Origin of the sequence: Mucilaginibacter ginsenosidivorans (assembly GCF_007971025.1) — a bacterium.
GTDB classification, from domain to species: Bacteria; Bacteroidota; Bacteroidia; order Sphingobacteriales; family Sphingobacteriaceae; genus Mucilaginibacter; species Mucilaginibacter ginsenosidivorans.
Window position 1 is genome coordinate 2377223 of sequence record NZ_CP042436.1, and the last position, 18270, is coordinate 2395492.

Below are 18270 nucleotides of genomic sequence, written 5' to 3' on the forward strand. Positions count from 1 at the left end.
TTACCTGTGCATTGATATACAGCGACTTACAAAAAGTTAACAAAATCGATATTTTCGACGTCAAGACTTACAATTGTTAGCTCATCTTTTTCTTTTTCAATATGGTGCTGATATGCATTTTCGATTTCGCTTAAATATTTCAGTGAAATATTAGTCTCAAAATCTCTCCCCCTACTATGAATATTATCTAATAAAGTTTCCTTTTTGCGACGCAAAAATATTATCAAATCAGGCTTTGGAATCGATGCTTTTAGATTGTGATATAATTTTAAGAAAAGATCGAATTCAAGGTTTGATAAGTTGTTTCTCGCAAATATTAGAGTTTTCATGAAATAGTAGTCTGCGATAATTTTATCTCCTGAGAGTTTCGCCTTTTGTAGCTGCTCGAATCTTTGTATCAAAAAGGACAATTCGGTATGGAACGCGTATTTTTTGCGATTTTTATAGAATAATGGCAGAAAATGATTGTCTTCAAATTGCTCGAGGATTAGAGTTCGGCCCAATTCTTTCGAAATTAATGTAGCTAGGGTAGTTTTACCTACCCCGATATTACCTTCTATTGCTATATATCCGTATTCCATAGTTACTAATTTAGCCAAATACTTAATGTCATATTATTAGGTTGGCTAAGTCTAATTCATCTATTCCAAATTTAAATTAATCAGACGATTCAACAACCCGTGAAAACACCCTATTTTTCAAGGAGTTACGAACGCTAATGTGCGTTTCCTGTAAATGAGGGCAGGTGGGGTTAATTGAGAGTTAAATTGTGGTTTTGAGGGTTATACGTTTAACGTTGTACGGTTTTTGGATAGGGCTTACCTTTTAAGTGTACGTTGGATTGACGGTCAAAATCGGTGAAATCACCGGCCAATCAGTGAAATCCTACAAACAAAAAAGCCCGGACAATTACTCGCCCGGGCGTTAATGGTAAACAATGTTATATTTTGCCTTACTGGCGCGGCGTAATGCCTTCGGCCAGTACTACGATGTGGTTGTTCAGGTTTTCTACCACGCCGCCCTGTATCATAAATACTTCTTCCTTGCCGCCGCCGCGTACGGTCAGTTTGCCGTCCTCCAGTGTGGAGATGATAGGGGCGTGGTGCGGCAATATCTCGAAACCGCCCATGGTACCGGGCAGACTAACGGACGTTACTTCGCCTTCGTAAACTTTTTTGTCGGGAGTGAGGATCTCTAATGTCATGTTTGTTGAGATGTGAGATTTGAGATGTGAGATATGAGGCCTGTCGCTCTGGTATCGTCAACCCAAAATCTTTCATTTAATAGATTTGAGATGTGAGATTTGAGATATGAGACAAAGCCTCAACTCAAATCTCATATCTCAAATCTCATATCTGCTTAAGCATTAGCTTCAGCTAATAGTTTTTTACCCTTCTCAATAGCGTCTTCAATGCTGCCAACCAGGTTGAACGCTGCTTCGGGATATTCGTCCACTTCGCCGTCCATGATCATGTTGAAGCCTTTGATGGTGTCTTTAATGTCAACCAGTACGCCTTTCAAACCGGTGAACTGCTCGGCCACGTGGAACGGCTGGCTCAGGAAACGCTGTACACGGCGTGCGCGCGATACTACCAGCTTATCTTCTTCCGAAAGCTCGTCCATACCCAAAATGGCGATAATGTCCTGCAGTTCTTTGTAACGCTGCAAAGTTTCCTTTACGCGCTGTGCGCAGTTGTAATGCTCGTCGCCCAGTACAGCGGCGCTCAGGATACGCGAGGTCGAATCCAGCGGGTCAACCGCAGGATAGATACCCAACTCGGCTATCTTACGCGAAAGTACGGTGGTAGCATCTAAGTGGGCGAAGGTTGTAGCCGGCGCCGGGTCGGTCAAGTCATCCGCAGGTACGTAAACGGCCTGTACGGAAGTGATGGAACCGCGTTTGGTTGAGGTGATACGCTCCTGCATGGTACCCATCTCGGTGGCCAGCGTTGGCTGGTAACCTACCGCCGATGGCATACGGCCAAGCAGCGCCGATACTTCGGAACCTGCCTGGGTAAAGCGGAATATATTATCGATGAAGAACAGGATATCGCGTCCTTTGCCTTCAGAGTCGCCATCGCGGAAGTATTCGGCAATGGTCAAACCCGAAAGGGCCACACGTGCACGGGCGCCAGGGGGCTCGTTCATTTGGCCGAATACGAAGGTCGCTTTCGATTCCTTCAGTTCTTCTTTATTTACTGTCGAAAGGTCCCAGCCGCCTTTTTCCATCGAGTGCAGGAACTCATCACCATATTTGATAATGCCCGATTCGATCATCTCGCGCAGCAGGTCGTTCCCCTCACGGGTACGCTCGCCCACACCGGCAAATACCGATAAACCGGCATAAGCTTTCGCGATGTTGTTGATCAACTCCTGGATCAATACGGTTTTACCCACACCGGCGCCACCGAACAAACCGATCTTACCACCTTTTGCATAAGGCTCCAGCAGGTCGATAACCTTGATACCGGTAAACAGTACTTCGGTTTCGGTTGACAGGTCCTCGAAACGCGGGGGATCGTTGTGGATTGGCTTACCGTTGGAGTTATCCAGGTCGCCAAGGCCGTCGATAGATGCGCCAACCACGTTAAATACACGTCCTTTGATATCTTCGCCAACAGGCATTTTGATAGCTGAACCAAGGTCGGTTACAGGCATTCCGCGCAGTAAACCGTCGGTCGAGTCCATCGCTATGGCGCGCACGCGGTCTTCACCTAAGTGCTGCTGAACTTCTAAAATGATCTTTTGGCCGTTGTCTTTGATGATCTCCAAGGCGTCATAGATACGGGGAAGGTGACTATCGCCAGAGAAGCTAACGTCAACTACCGGACCGATGATCTGTGATATTTTTCCAATGTTTGGCATATATAACCGGGTAATTTAAAAGAATTTATAAATCAAAAATATATCTTTAAAAGATGGTCTTCTTTCGAGGCGCAAAGCTAAGATTATTTGGCAAATAAATAAAGAGTGTTGGAAATATTTTTAGGCGGTCGCATTTGGTTTATACTACGCACTAAATGAGGGCGATGACGATGTATGAATTACGTCTTGCATTTGTCAAAAATTCGTTACCTTGTTATTACGAAATTATTATGTTTGCATAGTAATTAACGAACCAATTATAACCCCTAAGACAATTAATTTATGAGGAAAATTTTACTACTGGCGCTTGCCATGGCGCCCGTGCTGGCTTTTGCGCAGGGTTTCCAGGTGAACCTGGAGGGCAATAAGCAGATAGGCATGGGCCACACCGGGACAGGCATGGCACAGGATGGTGCAGCCATATTTTTTAACCCGGGAGCCGTTGCGGCATTGCAGCAAAATTATGTGCAGGGGGGATAAGTCCGCTCATGTTCAAATCGGTATTCAATCCGGCCGGAACGAACGAACAATACCATACGGCAAACAAAGTTGCGCCGCCATTTACCTTTTATGGTGCATGGGGACCAAAAGCAGCAAAGTGGAAAGTTGGGCTGGGGGTTTATACGCCTTTCGGCGGACTGACCGACTGGGGAACCACCTGGCCGGGAAAATACACGGCCGAAATGCTGAATCTTAAAGCTATCTTCTTTCAGCCAACGCTGAGCTACCGGCTAACGGACCGCCTGAGTATCGGCGCGGGCTTTGTTTACAACCACTCGAGCGTCGACCTGACCCGCGGCATACCGCTGGATAATAGTTCGGGGCAGTCGGGCCAGGCCGAGATCAAAGGAAGCGGTAAGGGGTACGGGTGGAACGCCGGGATCTATTTCAAAGCGTCATCCAAACTCACCATCGGCTTCACGCACCGTTCCGAAGTTAAAACGACGATCAAGGACGGCGATGCTTTCTTCACGGTACCAACGTCGATACAGGGTAATTTCCCTTCGCCAAATCAATTTACCGCGAGCATTCCGCTGCCGGCAACAAATGGTATCGGCTTCGGCTTTTATCCAACCAAGCAATGGACGATAGCGCTTGATGCCAACCTGGTGGGCTGGAACTCGTTCAAGGCACTATCCTTCGACTATAAAAACAATACGGCAACTTTAAAGGATACGCATTCGCCCCGCAATTACAAAAATACGGTGAGCCTGCGCGCAGGTGCGCAGTATAAAGCGAAACCCGACCTGGCTTTGCGTTTCGGCGGCGGCTATGTAACCGCGGCTGCGCCGGATGGTTATGTTACGCCCGAGGTACCTGATGCAAGCCGCGTGTATGGTACACTGGGTCTTGGTTATACGCTTGCAAAGCACCTGGATATTGACGTATCGTTTGAGTATGAGCACCTGAACAGCCGCACGCAAACCAACATCGAAACCCAGCTATCGGGCACGTTTAAATCCAATGTTTATATACCGGGCATCTCGCTTGCTTATCACTGGTAATCCTTAAAGAAATTAATACATGAAAACGTTTAGAAAACATATATATCTTATTGCGGGATTACTGTTGCTTGGCGCCTGTAAGCCCGAACTGCACCCGGTTACACCCTCCAAAGGGAATGCCGATTTCAGTAAATACATTGCTGTTGGCAACTCGCTCACTGCCGGCTATGCCGACGGCGGCCTGTACCTTGAAGGGCAGCAAAATTCTTATCCGTCCATCATCGCCAAACAAATGCTGTCCGTCGGCGGGGGCGAGTTTAAACAACCCCTGTTCAGCGCCGACCAGGCCAATGGCTCGGGTTATCTGCAGTTAACGGGTTTCAACACTGATGGTACGCCAAAAACCGCGACGGTAACAAGTAACCTGGCCATCCGCGGGCAGATAACGGTTCCCGGTTTTGGCAACGTTACCCTATATAATAAATACACCGGTGGCGAATTCAATAACCTGGGTGTTCCCGGTATCAAATTACAACAGATCACTTACGCACCCTACGGCAACCTGAATGGCTTTTACGAGCGCATGCTTGGCCCTGCCGCACCTGCCAATACCGAAAGCTACCTTGATTTTGTTACTACCGGCCGTAATTTTACTTTCTTTTCCAACTGGCTGGGTAATAACGATGCGCTTGGTTATGCCACCTCGGGCGGGGCAGGCGATGTGCTGACGGATAAAGCAGTGTTCGAGCAGTTGTACAACGTGCTTATCAACTCGCTTACAGCTACAGGGGCAAAAGGCGTTGTGGCCACCGTTCCCGATGTTACGGCTGTGCCTTACTTTAATACCGTGACGGTTAGCGCTGTTTTAGCCGGTGTGCAGAAGGTGAACCCCGCGGTGCAGGCGCTTTACATCAATGCAAAAACGGGTTCGGGCCTTAGCGACGGATATGCCCCGCGTGCCGCCACAACAAGCGACCTCATCGTACTCACTTTCCCTACCAGCAAGATAGGGCAGATAGTAGACTCGCCCGCCGGACCCGTGCCTTACGGTTTAACACCATACGCACCGATAGAGAACCAATACGTGCTGGATCAGAACGAAGTGACATTAACAGAAGATTATATTAACTCGTACAATACCACCATCAAAACGGCGGCAGCCGCAAAGGGCCTGGCTGTATTTGATGCCTATGCTTTCCTTAACAATGTAAAAGCACATGGTTTGCTCATGAACGGCATCTCGTTAAACTCGGGCTACATCAGCGGCGGTATATTTTCGCTGGATGGGGTGCATCTTACGCCGCGTGGCTATGCTATTGTAGCCAATGAATTTATTAAGGCGATCAATGCTACTTATAAGTCGAGTATCCCTTTGGCCGATATTACCAATTACAGGGCGGTTAAGTTCCCGTAAGTTAGCTGGCAGGATTTGGTTTGCAGCGTACCATCGGCTGCAAACCAAATTCTTGGAAGTTGGGCAGCGGTACTTTTGGTAGTCTCAGTTTGAACGTATTTTAAATAGTTTGCAAAACAATTTGTATAACCAATTGCCAAAGTTTAAGGCTGCCCAATTGGAACAACTTAGCATTATTACTATGAAAGGCATGAAAATTATGGGAATACAGAAACCGAATATTCCATAAGTGTCCTTGCCGTTAAAGTTAACGGGAATTACGTTGAATAAGGCCAAAAACCCTGCTAATAGAGAAAAAGGCGCTACGTAGAAAAGCGTTGAAAAAAATATTTTTTTAAAAGGAAAGTCTTTCATTGCAAAATTTAGGTTCAAATCGAAAAGCCACTTGTTGGATGGCTTTAAATTTATGAATAAGTTTTCGGTAATTAATCCGCAAGTCTTACGATATCAACAATCTCCATCGGTGTTTTGATCAACCTTGGCAATAGAAGCGGGTTTAATGAAAGATATTATTAGTATTGAAGATATCGTAAGACTGGCAGATTAATACTAACTTGAGACTACCTAACCAGTAACCTTTTTGTTATGAAAAAACTTTTTATCATCTCCCTATTGCTTCTTTTTTCCTGCAGCCACACCCCAAAAGAAATCGCTTCCAAAAATATAACCTCATACATAAAAAGCAGGTTAGACAATCCTGAATCTTTAGAACTGATTTCCATTGATAGCTTGACAAAAAGCAGGCGTATAACCTCATTGGATAGCGGCATAATGGCTTCGGATATAGCAAGCGATACACCAAAAAATTTGTTTGACTACGCTTTTTTTCAACGATTGGCGGAAAAGGAAAACAAAATGAATCCTAATTACAAAATGAGTATTGACCAAGATTTGAACGAGATAAAAAGTGGCAAGAATGTATTTTACGTAACTAATGGCATTTTCAGAATAAGAGAAGCGGGGAGTAAAGAGTTAAAAAAGTATAAATTTATATTAGATACACTTTACAATGTCCAATCCGCGCAAGATAAAACAGAGGAAATGCAGATTATAAAATAAATTTAAACTAAGACACTGCCGTATTTCCTATTTGGTCTATCTTTCTGTATAAATAGCTATCTTGCAATAGCAAAACCGGAGCCAATATTCCTTCGGAATACACGAAATGTATTTTAAAAACCTTCCGGATCACAGCGCACCCGGATTTGACGAGCAACTCCATTTCAGCAAATTTAAAAAGCACAATATCGTTTTTAATGCATTGAGCAGCAAAAGCCGTTGCGACGATCACGTAGGCTGCCTTTCGCTGAAAACGGTTTTAAGCGGCGAGGAATGGTATGGCGTAAATAAACGGCGCATTGCTGTAAGGCCCGGGCAGTTCCTGGTACTGAACGATGATCAAAACTATTCCTGCAATATCGATGCTGCCGGCAAAGTGAGGGTGTTGTCGGTGTTTTTCAAAAAGGACTTTGCCGCTTCGGTATTTTCAGATGCGCTGTACAGCGAGGAAACATCGCTCGACCGGCCTTTCGACATCAACAGCAGCGTGCCTGAATTTTTCCAAACGCTTAATGCTATCGATGCTCCGCTGAACCGGCAATTAGGTGGCCTGGTGAGCGACCTGGAAACCTATGGTTACAACGACTGGCGAGTCGATGAGCATTTGGTATTTACGATGCGCCATTTGATAACCGTGCACAAAACCGAATTGAGATCGGCCGGGCGCGTAGCTGCCATAAAACCGCAAACAAAAACCGAGATACATAAGCGCCTCTGCATCGCCCGCGACCTGCTGCACTCCTCGTTTACGGACCAATTGGACCTGCAAACCATAAGCACCGAGGCCTGTTTGTCTGTTCCCCAGCTTGTAAGGCAGTTCAAGGCCGTTTTTCAAACTACGCCGCATCAGTATCTTACCCGCATCCGGCTGGCACACGCAAATGGCCTGCTCAAACATACCGCGTTGCCTGTGCATGAAATTACCTGGATGTGCGGTTTCGCGGATACCAGTGCTTTTTGCCGGGCGTTCAAAACCGCGTATGGCGTGCAACCCCTCGCCTTCAGGGCAATGTGCTGATAAAATTGAGCATTTCTGCACATGCAGCCTCATAACCAGCTGTGATATTTGTCCTGATTAAACGAGCGTAATTAGCACAAACCCATTTTATGAATATAGATCTTTTGAAAAATGTTCCGGTACAAAGGCCCGCACAGGGTCTTGCCATTGTACGTACAGCTGTGGCCCTTATTTTAATAGTACACCCCATTCATGGCATGATGGATCCTGCAGGAATGCGCTCATTCGGTGAGGGCTTAAGCGCCGATGGCTTTCCTTTGGGTATTGCCCTGCCGTGGCTGATCGTGGCATTGCAATTTACCGGCTGTCTTGGTTTAGTATTCAACCGTGTTGTGGTGCTTTCCTGCATTTTCAATCTCGTCGTGCTCATCGTCGGGGTATTTTATATCCATATCTCCTCGGGCTGGTTTGTTGTAGGGGCAGGGCGGAATGGCGTGGAATATAGTTTGTTACTTATAGCTTGCCTGTCCGGTATGATGTGGGCATACTGGCCACGGAAACAGCAATAATCGCTATCCGAAGGTTAAAACTATTTTCCCGGTATGCTCGCCGCTTTCCATCAACTCATGTGCTTTTGAGGCTTCAGATGCCGGAAAAACGGCGTTTACCACGGGCTTTATCTCGCCCGATGCCAGCAACGGCCAGATGTTTTGTTCAAGTTTGGTGGCAATGGCGCTTTTGAACGTGGTGTCCCGGTTTCGCAGGGTCGAACCGGTTATGGTTAGTCGTTTACGCATCACCAGCGACAGATCAACCAACGCCTCTTTCCCTTTCATGGTATTGATAAGCACAAGGCGGCCATCATTGGCAAGCGAATGCATGTTATCATTGGTATAATCGCCGCCAACCATATCCAGTATCACGTCGGCACCCTTGCCGCCGGTTAACTCATTGAGCCGTTCTTTAAAATTTTCTGTTTTATAGTTGATAGCTTTGTCGGCCCCTAACTGTTCGCAAAACAAGCATTTTTCATCCGTTCCGGCAGTTACAAAAACAACGCTTCCCAGCGCTTTGGCCATTTGTATGGCGGCCACGCCTATCCCGCTGCTGCCCCCATGCACCAGCAGCGATTCGTACTGTTTTAATTGTCCCCGGTCAAAAACATTGCTCCAAACGGTAAAAAAGGTTTCCGGTAACGATGCTGCTTCGGCAAAACTTAAATTGCCCGGTATGCGCAGGCACTGGCCTTCGGGAACGCTGCAATATTCGGCATAACCACCACCACTAACCAGCGCGCAAACTTTGTCGCCCACATTCCAGCGCGAACCATTGGTGCCAATGGATTCTATCACACCGGCTATCTCCAAACCCGGAATATCCTGCGATGCCCAGGCCGGTGGCGGATAGTTTCCTTTTCGCTGGTAAACATCGGGCCGGTTAACGCCCGCTGCCATCACTTTGATCAGCACTTCCTTCCCCGAAATCGGGGGTATGGGCCTTTCCTCTGCTTGCAATACTTCCGGTCCGCCGGGTTGGGTAATAACAATGGCTTTCATGATGTAAATATATTAGGTGTAAACTTCAATCGGGTTGATATGTTCTGTTATAAACAATAAATTGCCGCCACATCACCTTTGAACACAAATTATGGGTCTGAAGCCGATCTTCATTTTACTGTTGGCCTGCCTTACCGGCGTAAACGCAGGCGCGCAAAATCCCGGTTATAAAAGCCGCATCCGGTTGCTGTATGCAGCGATCAATTCGAAACTTTTTGACGCTAAAACCGGGCTTTATTACGAGACGACGGACATCAGCAAAAATGAAAATCCGCATTCGTGGCTATGGCCCTTATGTGCTTTGATACAGGCAACCAATGAAATGGAGAACCTTGAGCCGGGAAAAAATTACATGGAACGGGTTACGAAAGCTATCGATCAGTATTACAGCAACAAACCTCCGCTGCCCGCTTACCAGGACTATCCTTATCAGGAACGGGTAAGCAGCCGTTTTTACGACGATAACCAATGGGTGGCCATTGCTTACCTGGATGCTTATCATCGAAACCATAAAAAGAAATATTTAGATGATGCTAAAATGATCTGCAGGTTTATGCTGGGTGGCCTGGATACCGCAGCAGGCGGTGGCCTGTACTGGAAGGAAGGGGATAAAACCACTAAGAACACCTGTTCAAACGGTCCGGCAATTTTGGTGGCTTTGCAACTATTTGAGATCACCCACAAGCCTGAATATCTTAATACTGCGCTTGCTGTTTATAAATGGACCAACCAGCATTTACAGTCGCCCGAAGGTATTTATTATGATAATATCAAAATTCCGTCGCTGGCGATCGCAAAAGCAACCTATACTTATAATACGGGTACCATGTTACAGGCTAATGTACTGTTGTATAACCTGACCCATGATAAACGTTACCTCGATGAAGCCGAACGCATCGCCAAAGCCGGGAAACAGCATTTTTTCAAGGATGGACGCCTGCCCGGTAATTACTGGTTCAACGCGGTAATGCTGCGGGGATATGCCGCACTGTATAAAGTTGATAAGAATAAAGGCTGGATAGATTTTTACAGGCAGGATGCCGAGGCTGTCTGGAATACCGAACGGGATGCTGATAACATGGTCGGTAAAAAACAGGCGAAATCCCTGATAGACCAGGCTGCCATGATAGAGATATACGCCCGTTTGCAGGAGCTTAGCTTGAATAAGGAGTAACCGGGCAAACTATTAATATAATTTAAACATTTTTCAGACTTTACATGTGCCATCGGCACATATGGTCGGTAGTAGAATATCAATTTGAGAGCCGGCAAAGCGTTCCGGTAGGAACGCTTCGTGGTTGATTTGCGGTCGCTACCAACCAGAAGTTCCTAAAGGGAGTGGCGGGAGCATAAATTCCCGCTTTGTAATTTTTACTTTAAGAACAACATCCTTCGGGTAAAATATCCTTTATTTGCTTAAAAATATACTTATGTCACTACAACCCGGTCAACCCGCACCTCAATTTACCCTGGTATCTTCCGAAAAAAAGGAAGTATCGTTATCAGATTTTAAAGGCAGAAAAGTTATCCTGCATTTTTTTCCGTTCGCATTTACAAGCGTTTGCACAACACAATTGTGTACCATGCGCGATAATTTTGGTTATTATGATGGTCTGAACGCACAGGTATTGGGTATCTCTGTCGATTCCCCATTTACCCTGGCCAAATTCAAAGAAGAGAATAATTATCAGTTCCCACTGCTTTCCGATTTCAACAAAGAAGCTTCTTCAGCGTATGGAGCGTTATACGATTCATTTGCTTTCGGCCTCAAAGGCGTATCCAAACGCGCTGCTTTTGTGATAGATGAAGACCAGAATATCGTATACGCCGAGGTGCTTGAAAACGCAGGCGAACTGCCTGATTTTAACGCTATTGCCGGGGCTGTAAAGTAATTTTTGAAAAATTTATAGCGGATTCAAAAAGAAATCCTATTTTTGCAGTCCGTTAAAAAAGGCATTTGTAGCTCAACTGGATAGAGCATCTCACTACGGATGAGAAGGTTTGGGGTTCGAATCCCTACAAGTGCACTGGGAAAAATATCTCAAATCCGGTATCGGGCGAGAGTATTTGGATAAAATAATACACTTGTAATTTCCTATCCGCAAGTAAGGGCTCAACTGGATAGAGCATCTCACTACGGATGAGAAGGTTTGGGGTTAGAATCCCCATGCCTGCCGGCAGGCAGGTACAAGTGCACCCGGTTTGAGGCCTTTCTGTAAACATACCGGGAGGCCTTTTTAAATTTTCAACCGAACGCATATATGCTGAACTTAGTTCTGTTTGGCCCGCCCGGGGCCGGAAAAGGTACACAATCGCAAAAACTTATTGAAAAATATGGCTTGATGCAGCTTTCTACCGGCGATATGCTTCGCAGCGAAATTGCGCAGGGCACGGCGTTGGGCCTCGAGGCTAAAAAGCTGATGGACGAGGGCCGGTTAGTGCCCGATGCTGTCGTTATCGGCATGATCAGTAATAAACTGGATGCCAACAAGGACGCTGTAGGCTTTATTTTTGACGGTTTCCCCCGTACTGTGGCACAGGCCGAGGCATTGGACGAGTTGCTTAAAAGCAAGAACGAGCCCATAGCCGGTATGATAGCGTTGGAAGTTGGCGACGAAGAACTGGAGCACCGCCTTTTATTGCGCGGCAGGGATTCGGGAAGGGCAGACGATGCCAACCCCGAAGTTATCCGCAAGCGCATCAAAGAGTACAACGATAAAACAGCCCCGGTTGCTGATTTCTATAAAAACCAAAACAAATTCTACAGCGTTAACGGAATAGGATCGAAGGAAGATATCTTTGGTTCGGTTAATGCGATCATAGAGAAACTTTGATTTCGAATTTTCAATATCGAATTTGCTTATCCTGCTTTTTTAAATTCGAAATTCTACATTCGAAATTCGATATAATTCCAAAACATGTCCCAGGGTTCCAATTTTGTTGATTATGTGAAGATTTGCTGCCGCTCGGGGCATGGCGGGGCAGGCTCTGCGCATTTGCACCGCGATAAGCTTACCTCTAAGGGTGGACCCGATGGCGGCGATGGCGGCAGGGGAGGGCACGTTATCGTAAAAGGCAATGCGCAGCTATGGACATTGCTTCACCTTAAATTCCGCAAACATGTTATCGCCGGCGACGGCGAGGGCGGGCGCTTGTCTCTTCAAACCGGCAAAACCGGTCGCGATGAAATACTGGAGGTGCCGTTGGGTACCATCGCCAAAAATTCGGAAACGGGCGAGGTTTTATTCGAGATAACCAAAGACGGCGAAACGCAGATACTGACACCCGGCGGTCGCGGTGGTTTGGGTAACTGGCATTTCAAGTCGCCCACACAGCAAACACCGCGCTTTGCGCAGCCCGGCGAGCCGGGACAGGAAGTCTGGAACATTCTCGAGCTTAAATTGCTGGCCGATGTGGGTTTGGTGGGCTTCCCGAATGCGGGTAAATCAACCCTGCTTTCGGTAGTGTCCGCAGCCAAGCCCGAAATAGCGGATTACGCATTTACTACCATAGTACCAAACCTGGGTATTGTGGCCTATCGCAACAACCGCTCATTTATCATGGCGGATATACCGGGTATAATCGAAGGAGCTTCGCAGGGCAAAGGTTTGGGTTTCCGTTTTTTACGGCACATCGAGCGCAACTCGGTACTGTTGTTTATGATACCTGCCGATACCAGTCGTACCCTTAAAGAAGAATACCAGATATTACTGCACGAACTAAAAGAATACAACCCCGAACTGATGGATAAGCCACGTGTACTGGCCATCACCAAATCGGATATGCTGGATGACGAATTGCTGGCTGAATTGAAAAATGAAGTGCCGGCTAATGTCCCGTCGGTGTTTATATCATCCGTTGCGCAAAAAGGCATCGATCAGCTGAAGGACCTGCTTTGGAAAGAGATCAATAGATAGGATTTCGAATTTTGTAAAACAGAAGACCCGGCTTCCGACCGGGTTTTCTGTTTTTTTAATGGCTTTAAAACCTGTACCACGCAACCATCCATTAAGGCTCCGCGTCACTTGGCCTCATACATCACATAATTATCGCTCAGCATGCTTCCATACCAGCCTTGTTTAATTATTACGCAGTATTTCCAAAATTACATATTTTGTGCAGATTAAAAATGTATTTTCCCTGAAATGCAAAATTTAAAGATATCGGTTGTAACTGTGGTATTTAATGCCCAAAATACCATAGAAAAATGCCTCGGCTCTGTGGCGAGGCAAAAATTCAACAATATCGAACATATTGTTATCGACGGCGGATCGACCGATAATACCGTTCATATCATCAAAAAATACAGCAATAGCGTACATGTTTTCGTATCTGAACCCGACGAAGGTATCTATGACGCTATGAACAAGGGAATTAAGTTGGCGACAGGAGACATTATTGGCACATTAAATGCAGATGATTACTTGGCAAACGATGAAGTGTTGAACGACATTGCTGCGGCATTTGCCAGCCAGGAAACCGACGTTTTGTATGGCGACCTCGATTTTATAGATCCGGACGGGAATATCGTTCGTAAGTGGAGATCGGGAGCGTACAAATACGGTAAGTTTAACTGGGGCTGGATGCCTCCGCACCCTACATTTTATTGCAAGCGAACGTTGTTTGAAAGATTGGGTGGTTATAGGCTTGACTACGGTAGCGCTGCCGACTATGAATTGATGCTCCGTTTCCTGCACGCAAACAAAATGAGCGTGTTTTATCTGCAAAAAGTGATCGTGAAAATGTATATCGGCGGGGTGAGTAACAAAAATTTAATTAATCGCGTAAAAGCATTGCGTTTTGATTTGAAGGCAATGCGAAATAACGATATTTTATTTCCATTTATAACTGTAGTTTATAAGCCTCTACGTAAAATAATGCAATTTTTTTAACAATTATGAAAATTTGCTTATTTTGGCTGCCTGATTATGACATATCTAATTAATACTATTTAGGATATCCATGACAGAACTTCTACATTCGTACTATCTCGTTTATTATCCGGTCATCGTAGCTTTTTCGGTTTTAATAACCTCACTAGCCATCCCCTCAATTATTCACGTTGCCCGCGCAAGGCACCTGTATGACGATCTTGGCCATTTCAGAAAGCAGCACGACCATGGTATTCCACGTTTAGGCGGTGTAGCAATTTTCGTGAGCTTTACTATTACTTCGCTGCTTTTTAGCATGACTGACAAGTCGCTCCCCATAAATTACCTGCTGACAGCCTGTATCATCCTGTTCGCCATGGGCTTAAAGGACGATCTTTCCGGTGTAAATTCACGCACAAAATTCCTGATACAATTCGTGGTAGCGGCTATATTGGTTTTATTTGGCGATATCCGCCTTACAGGTATGTATGGGGTGTTTGGCATCCACGCGCTTCCTTACTGGCCAAGTGCTGCGTTGTCTGTTATGACCATTATACTTATAGTTAATGCCTTCAACCTGATCGACGGGATCGACGGCCTGGCAGCGACTACCGGCATTGTGGCCAACGGTTGTTTTGCCTTGTTGTTCATCTATACACACCAGTACCAGCTTGCTGCAGTTTCGCTGGCAATGGTAGGCGCCATAATTGGATTTCTGAAATTTAACATTACCCCGGCTAAGATATTTATGGGGGATACCGGATCATTGCTCATTGGGCTTATATCCGTAGTAATGGCTATCAAATTTATCGAGCTAAATAAGTTTACGAGTGCCAATACACCTGAAATTTACTCGGCTCCGGCGTTAGCCCTGGCTATACTGATAGGGCCGATATTTGATACTTTAAGGATCTTTATTTTACGCATTTCTACCGGAGTATCGCCTTTTACTGCCGACCGCAACCACATCCATCACCGCATGCTGAAACTTGGTTTCAACCACCTGCAAACCACGCTGATATTGGCGGGCCTTAATGTGCTTTGCATTGGTATGGTGATCTTTTTCCAGAGTTACGGCAACACAGTTTTGATCGGCTTGATACTGGGTGTTTGCCTGCTATTTAACTGGACGATCACTTTCCTGATTCGCTCGAGAGAACGCGAAAGCCTGGCCCTGCGCAACCTGTTCGTATAACGCACCTTTTTGGTTTACGGTATGTCATAATGCGGGCTTAGTGTTGCAGGCCCGATTCTGAAACCTGTTTATTTGGCTATCTTTGCACCATTATAAAACCTATAGTGTGTATGAGAGTTGCCATAAATGGTTTTGGGCGTATCGGCAGGATATTTCTAAGAAACATCATTTCCAACCCGGAAATACAGGTGGTTGCCATTAACGACCTGGCTGATACGGCTACGCTTGCGCATCTGTTTAAGTACGATTCGGTACACCGCACATTTAACGGTACGGTAAAGGCTGATGCCGGTAACCTTTACATCAACGGCAAGCCAATAAAGGTTATAAGTGAAAAGGAACCTGCTAACCTGCCCTGGGCCGAATTGGATGTGGACCTGGTAATTGAATCGACAGGAAAGTTTACCTCAAAAAAAGCGGCTGAACAACACCTGCGGGCCGGCGCCAAACAGGTCATTATATCCGCCCCATCCGCCGATAAAAGCATACCTACTATCGTTATTGGTGTTAACGATGAGCAGATCGATCTGCATGCACCCATTTTATCCAATGCATCGTGTACCACTAATAATGTAGCTGTGATGGTGAAGATACTGGACGATAACTGGGGTATTATCGACGGCTATATCACTACGGTGCATTCCATGACCGGCGACCAAAGCCTGCACGATGCGCCGCATAAGGATTTGAGAAGGGCACGGGCGGCATCCGGGTCAATCATCCCGACGACGACAGGGGCCGCTAAGGCTATAACACATATTTTTACACATCTCGACGGGAAATTAGGTGGTGCGGGTATACGCGTGCCGGTGCTCAACGGGTCGCTTACCGACTTTACCTGTAGCCTTAAAAAACTGCCAATGGTCGGCGAGATAAACCTTGCATTCAGGCAGGCCGCTAACGGATCCATGAAAGATATATTGGAGTATACCGAAGATCCGATCGTTTCAACCGATATTTTAGGTAATCCGCACAGTTGTATTTTCGACTCAAAGCTGACCTCGGTAGTTGGCGGACTTGTTAAGGTTGTAGGCTGGTACGATAATGAAATGGGTTACTCGAGCCGCCTTGCCGACCTGGTTGCCAAAATAAGCGTTGCAAAGCATGATCAGGTTTATACCGGTTGAGGATACACTCGCCATTCGCAATGAGATATTGCGCGACGGCAAATTAACATTAAATCAGTGCCGCTTCCCCGGCGACGAAGCAGAAAGTTCCTTTCATCTTGGTTATTTTGATGGCGACAAATTAGTGTCGATAGCAACTTTTCACCAGCAAGGCTATGGGCATTTTGATGGTATTGGTTACCAATTACGCGGCATGGCAACGCTGGGTGATTATCGTGGCAAGGGTATAGGTAACCAGCTGCTGAACTTTGGTATTGTTTACCTGCGCGGCCAAAAGGCTAATTACATTTGGTGCAATGCCCGGAAAAATGCTTTGAAATTTTACGCTGGTATTGGGTTTGAAGTTATATCTGGTGAGTTTGAGGTGCCGAACATCGGCCCTCACCGCGTGCTCTATTTAAAAATACAGTAAACCAGTCGGTACTTTAACTTAACTTATCTTTCTGACTTTCCGACCCCGGACTTCCGGACTCTTTCACCTTTTTAAAACACCTTTTTCATTTTTGCGTTCAGATTTCAGAATTAATTGCTGAATTTGGCTGCCCTTAAACAAGCCCCACTCTAAACGCATGAAAACAGTAGATCAAATCAAATTTTTGGGAAAAAAGGCCCTCATCAGGGTCGATTTCAATGTTCCCCTGGATAAAGATTATAATATAACCGACGATAACCGGATGACGGCAGCTTTGCCTACCATCAAAAAGATATTGAACGATGGCGGTGCGGTTATCCTGATGTCGCACCTGGGCAGGCCGAAAGGCGGCCCGGAGGAGAAATACTCTTTAAAACATTTGATACCGCATTTGTCCGACCTTTTGGGCCAGCATGTTGAATTTGCCGACGATTGTATTGGTAAAGAAGCGGTTGAAAAGGCAAAAGCGTTAGCGCCGGGACAAGTATTGTTGCTCGAAAACCTGCGCTTTTATAAAGAAGAAGAAAAAGGCGATAAAGACTTCGCCGAAAAGCTGGCCGCGCTGGGCGATATCTATGTGAACGATGCCTTTGGTACGGCCCACAGGGCGCATGCTTCCACAGCTGTGATAGCACAATTCTTTCCTGAAGCCAAGTGTTTCGGTTACCTGATGGCTGCGGAATTAAACAACGCTGAAAAGGTTTTGAATAACGCCGAGAGGCCATTTACCGCCATCATGGGTGGCGCTAAGGTGTCTGACAAGATCGAACTGATAGAACAATTGATGGGTAAGGTGGATAACCTGATCATCGGCGGCGGTATGGCTTACACTTTTGCCAAAGCACTGGGCGGCAAAATTGGCAAGTCGCTGGTGGAAGAGGACAAACTGGACCTTGCGAACGAAATATTGAAGAAGGCAAAGGACAGGGGTATCAATTTATTATTGCCGACCGATTCCATTATTGCAGATAATTTTTCCAATGACGCCAATACCGATACTGCACAAAACGATAACATAAAAGATGGCTGGATGGGATTGGATATCGGCCCTGATTCAATAAAAGTATTCAGCAAAATAGTTGAAGAATCAAAAACCATTTTATGGAACGGCCCAATGGGTGTTTTCGAAATGGAAAAATTTGAAAAAGGTACCAAAGCCATTGCCGATGCGGTAGTAAAAGCCACAGAAGGGGGGGCTTTCTCGCTGATAGGCGGGGGCGATTCGGCCGCAGCGGTGGCCAAATTCAACCTGACCAATGATGTGAGCTACGTCTCGACAGGTGGTGGTGCTTTACTGGAATACATGGAAGGCAAGGAATTGCCGGGTGTGAAAGCGATAAATGAATAAAAATAAACACGATATATGGC

The 18270-nt window shown here is 46.0% G+C and carries 19 protein-coding genes and 2 tRNA genes; 17 read left to right on the forward strand and 4 right to left on the reverse strand.

The window, feature by feature from the left end; all coding sequences use genetic code 11:
• Positions 1 to 26 precede the first annotated feature (26 nt).
• The 3 genes from FRZ54_RS10850 to atpD form a co-directional block, all read right to left on the reverse strand.
• Positions 27 to 581 (reverse strand): deoxynucleoside kinase, encoded by a 555-nt coding sequence (locus FRZ54_RS10850; protein WP_147031632.1) that lies wholly within the window; start codon positions 579 to 581, stop codon positions 27 to 29.
• Between the two features lie 371 nt (positions 582 to 952).
• Positions 953 to 1204, reverse strand: coding sequence for an ATP synthase F1 subunit epsilon (atpC, locus tag FRZ54_RS10855; protein ID WP_147031633.1), 252 nt, complete (start codon positions 1202 to 1204; stop codon positions 953 to 955).
• A 155-nt stretch (positions 1205 to 1359) separates the two neighbouring features.
• A complete protein-coding gene (gene atpD, locus FRZ54_RS10860) occupies positions 1360 to 2865 on the reverse strand; it encodes a F0F1 ATP synthase subunit beta (protein ID WP_147031634.1) in 1506 nt (501 codons plus the stop codon).
• 282 nt (positions 2866 to 3147) lie between these two features.
• Between atpD and FRZ54_RS24685 the strand changes: the two genes are divergently transcribed.
• The 6 genes from FRZ54_RS24685 (at position 3148) to FRZ54_RS10885 (ending at position 8310) form a co-directional block, all read left to right on the forward strand.
• Positions 3148 to 3345 (forward strand): outer membrane protein transport protein, encoded by a 198-nt coding sequence (locus FRZ54_RS24685; RefSeq protein ID WP_228462687.1) that lies wholly within the window; start codon positions 3148 to 3150, stop codon positions 3343 to 3345.
• A gap of 8 nt (positions 3346 to 3353) precedes the next feature.
• Positions 3354 to 4370, forward strand: coding sequence for an OmpP1/FadL family transporter (locus tag FRZ54_RS10865; RefSeq protein ID WP_228462688.1), 1017 nt, complete (start codon positions 3354 to 3356; stop codon positions 4368 to 4370).
• A 19-nt stretch (positions 4371 to 4389) separates the two neighbouring features.
• Positions 4390 to 5724 carry an SGNH/GDSL hydrolase family protein gene (locus tag FRZ54_RS10870; protein ID WP_147031635.1) on the forward strand — a complete coding sequence of 445 codons (1335 nt, stop codon included), beginning with the start codon at positions 4390 to 4392 and terminating at the stop codon, positions 5722 to 5724.
• A 585-nt stretch (positions 5725 to 6309) separates the two neighbouring features.
• Complete coding sequence (locus tag FRZ54_RS10875) at positions 6310 to 6783, forward strand: hypothetical protein (protein WP_147031636.1); 474 nt, start codon at positions 6310 to 6312, stop codon at positions 6781 to 6783.
• A 106-nt stretch (positions 6784 to 6889) separates the two neighbouring features.
• Positions 6890 to 7801 carry a helix-turn-helix domain-containing protein gene (locus tag FRZ54_RS10880; protein ID WP_147031637.1) on the forward strand — a complete coding sequence of 304 codons (912 nt, stop codon included), beginning with the start codon at positions 6890 to 6892 and terminating at the stop codon, positions 7799 to 7801.
• An 89-nt stretch (positions 7802 to 7890) separates the two neighbouring features.
• A complete protein-coding gene (locus FRZ54_RS10885) occupies positions 7891 to 8310 on the forward strand; it encodes a DoxX family protein (RefSeq protein ID WP_147031638.1) in 420 nt (139 codons plus the stop codon).
• A gap of 3 nt (positions 8311 to 8313) precedes the next feature.
• On the opposite strand, the gene FRZ54_RS10890 is transcribed toward FRZ54_RS10885, so the two are convergent.
• Entirely contained in the window at positions 8314 to 9297 is a 984-nt protein-coding gene (locus FRZ54_RS10890) for an NAD(P)H-quinone oxidoreductase (RefSeq protein WP_147031639.1), read from the reverse strand.
• 91 nt (positions 9298 to 9388) lie between these two features.
• Here FRZ54_RS10890 and FRZ54_RS10895 point away from each other — a divergent pair, with 91 nt between their 5' ends.
• The 11 genes from FRZ54_RS10895 to FRZ54_RS10945 all read left to right on the forward strand — a co-directional run bounded on the left by FRZ54_RS10895 (position 9389) and on the right by FRZ54_RS10945 (position 18250).
• The gene (locus FRZ54_RS10895) at positions 9389 to 10471 is read left to right on the forward strand and encodes a glycoside hydrolase family 76 protein (protein ID WP_147031640.1); all 1083 of its coding nucleotides are present in this window, start codon (positions 9389 to 9391) and stop codon (positions 10469 to 10471) included.
• 256 nt (positions 10472 to 10727) lie between these two features.
• Entirely contained in the window at positions 10728 to 11189 is a 462-nt protein-coding gene (locus tag FRZ54_RS10900) for a redoxin domain-containing protein (protein ID WP_147031641.1), read from the forward strand.
• Between the two features lie 61 nt (positions 11190 to 11250).
• Positions 11251 to 11324: transfer RNA gene (locus FRZ54_RS10905), tRNA-Arg, on the forward strand.
• A 74-nt stretch (positions 11325 to 11398) separates the two neighbouring features.
• Positions 11399 to 11473: transfer RNA gene (locus FRZ54_RS10910), tRNA-Arg, on the forward strand.
• An 85-nt stretch (positions 11474 to 11558) separates the two neighbouring features.
• Positions 11559 to 12131 (forward strand): adenylate kinase, encoded by a 573-nt coding sequence (locus tag FRZ54_RS10915; RefSeq protein ID WP_147031642.1) that lies wholly within the window; start codon positions 11559 to 11561, stop codon positions 12129 to 12131.
• Between the two features lie 84 nt (positions 12132 to 12215).
• Positions 12216 to 13214, forward strand: a complete 999-nt coding sequence (gene obgE, locus FRZ54_RS10920; RefSeq protein WP_147031643.1) for a GTPase ObgE — start codon at positions 12216 to 12218, stop codon at positions 13212 to 13214.
• 228 nt (positions 13215 to 13442) lie between these two features.
• On the forward strand, positions 13443 to 14189 hold the full coding sequence (locus FRZ54_RS10925; RefSeq protein WP_147031644.1) for a glycosyltransferase family 2 protein: 747 nt from the start codon (positions 13443 to 13445) through the stop codon (positions 14187 to 14189).
• A gap of 70 nt (positions 14190 to 14259) precedes the next feature.
• Entirely contained in the window at positions 14260 to 15363 is a 1104-nt protein-coding gene (locus FRZ54_RS10930; protein WP_147031645.1) for an MraY family glycosyltransferase, read from the forward strand.
• A gap of 110 nt (positions 15364 to 15473) precedes the next feature.
• Positions 15474 to 16490 carry a type I glyceraldehyde-3-phosphate dehydrogenase gene (gap, locus tag FRZ54_RS10935; protein ID WP_147031646.1) on the forward strand — a complete coding sequence of 339 codons (1017 nt, stop codon included), beginning with the start codon at positions 15474 to 15476 and terminating at the stop codon, positions 16488 to 16490.
• On the forward strand, positions 16468 to 16902 hold the full coding sequence (locus FRZ54_RS10940; RefSeq protein ID WP_147031647.1) for a GNAT family N-acetyltransferase: 435 nt from the start codon (positions 16468 to 16470) through the stop codon (positions 16900 to 16902). Before gap ends, FRZ54_RS10940 begins: the two co-directional genes overlap by 23 nt.
• Before the next feature lie 157 nt (positions 16903 to 17059).
• Positions 17060 to 18250 (forward strand): phosphoglycerate kinase, encoded by a 1191-nt coding sequence (locus FRZ54_RS10945; RefSeq protein ID WP_147031648.1) that lies wholly within the window; start codon positions 17060 to 17062, stop codon positions 18248 to 18250.
• The last annotated feature ends 20 nt before the right edge of the window (positions 18251 to 18270 follow it).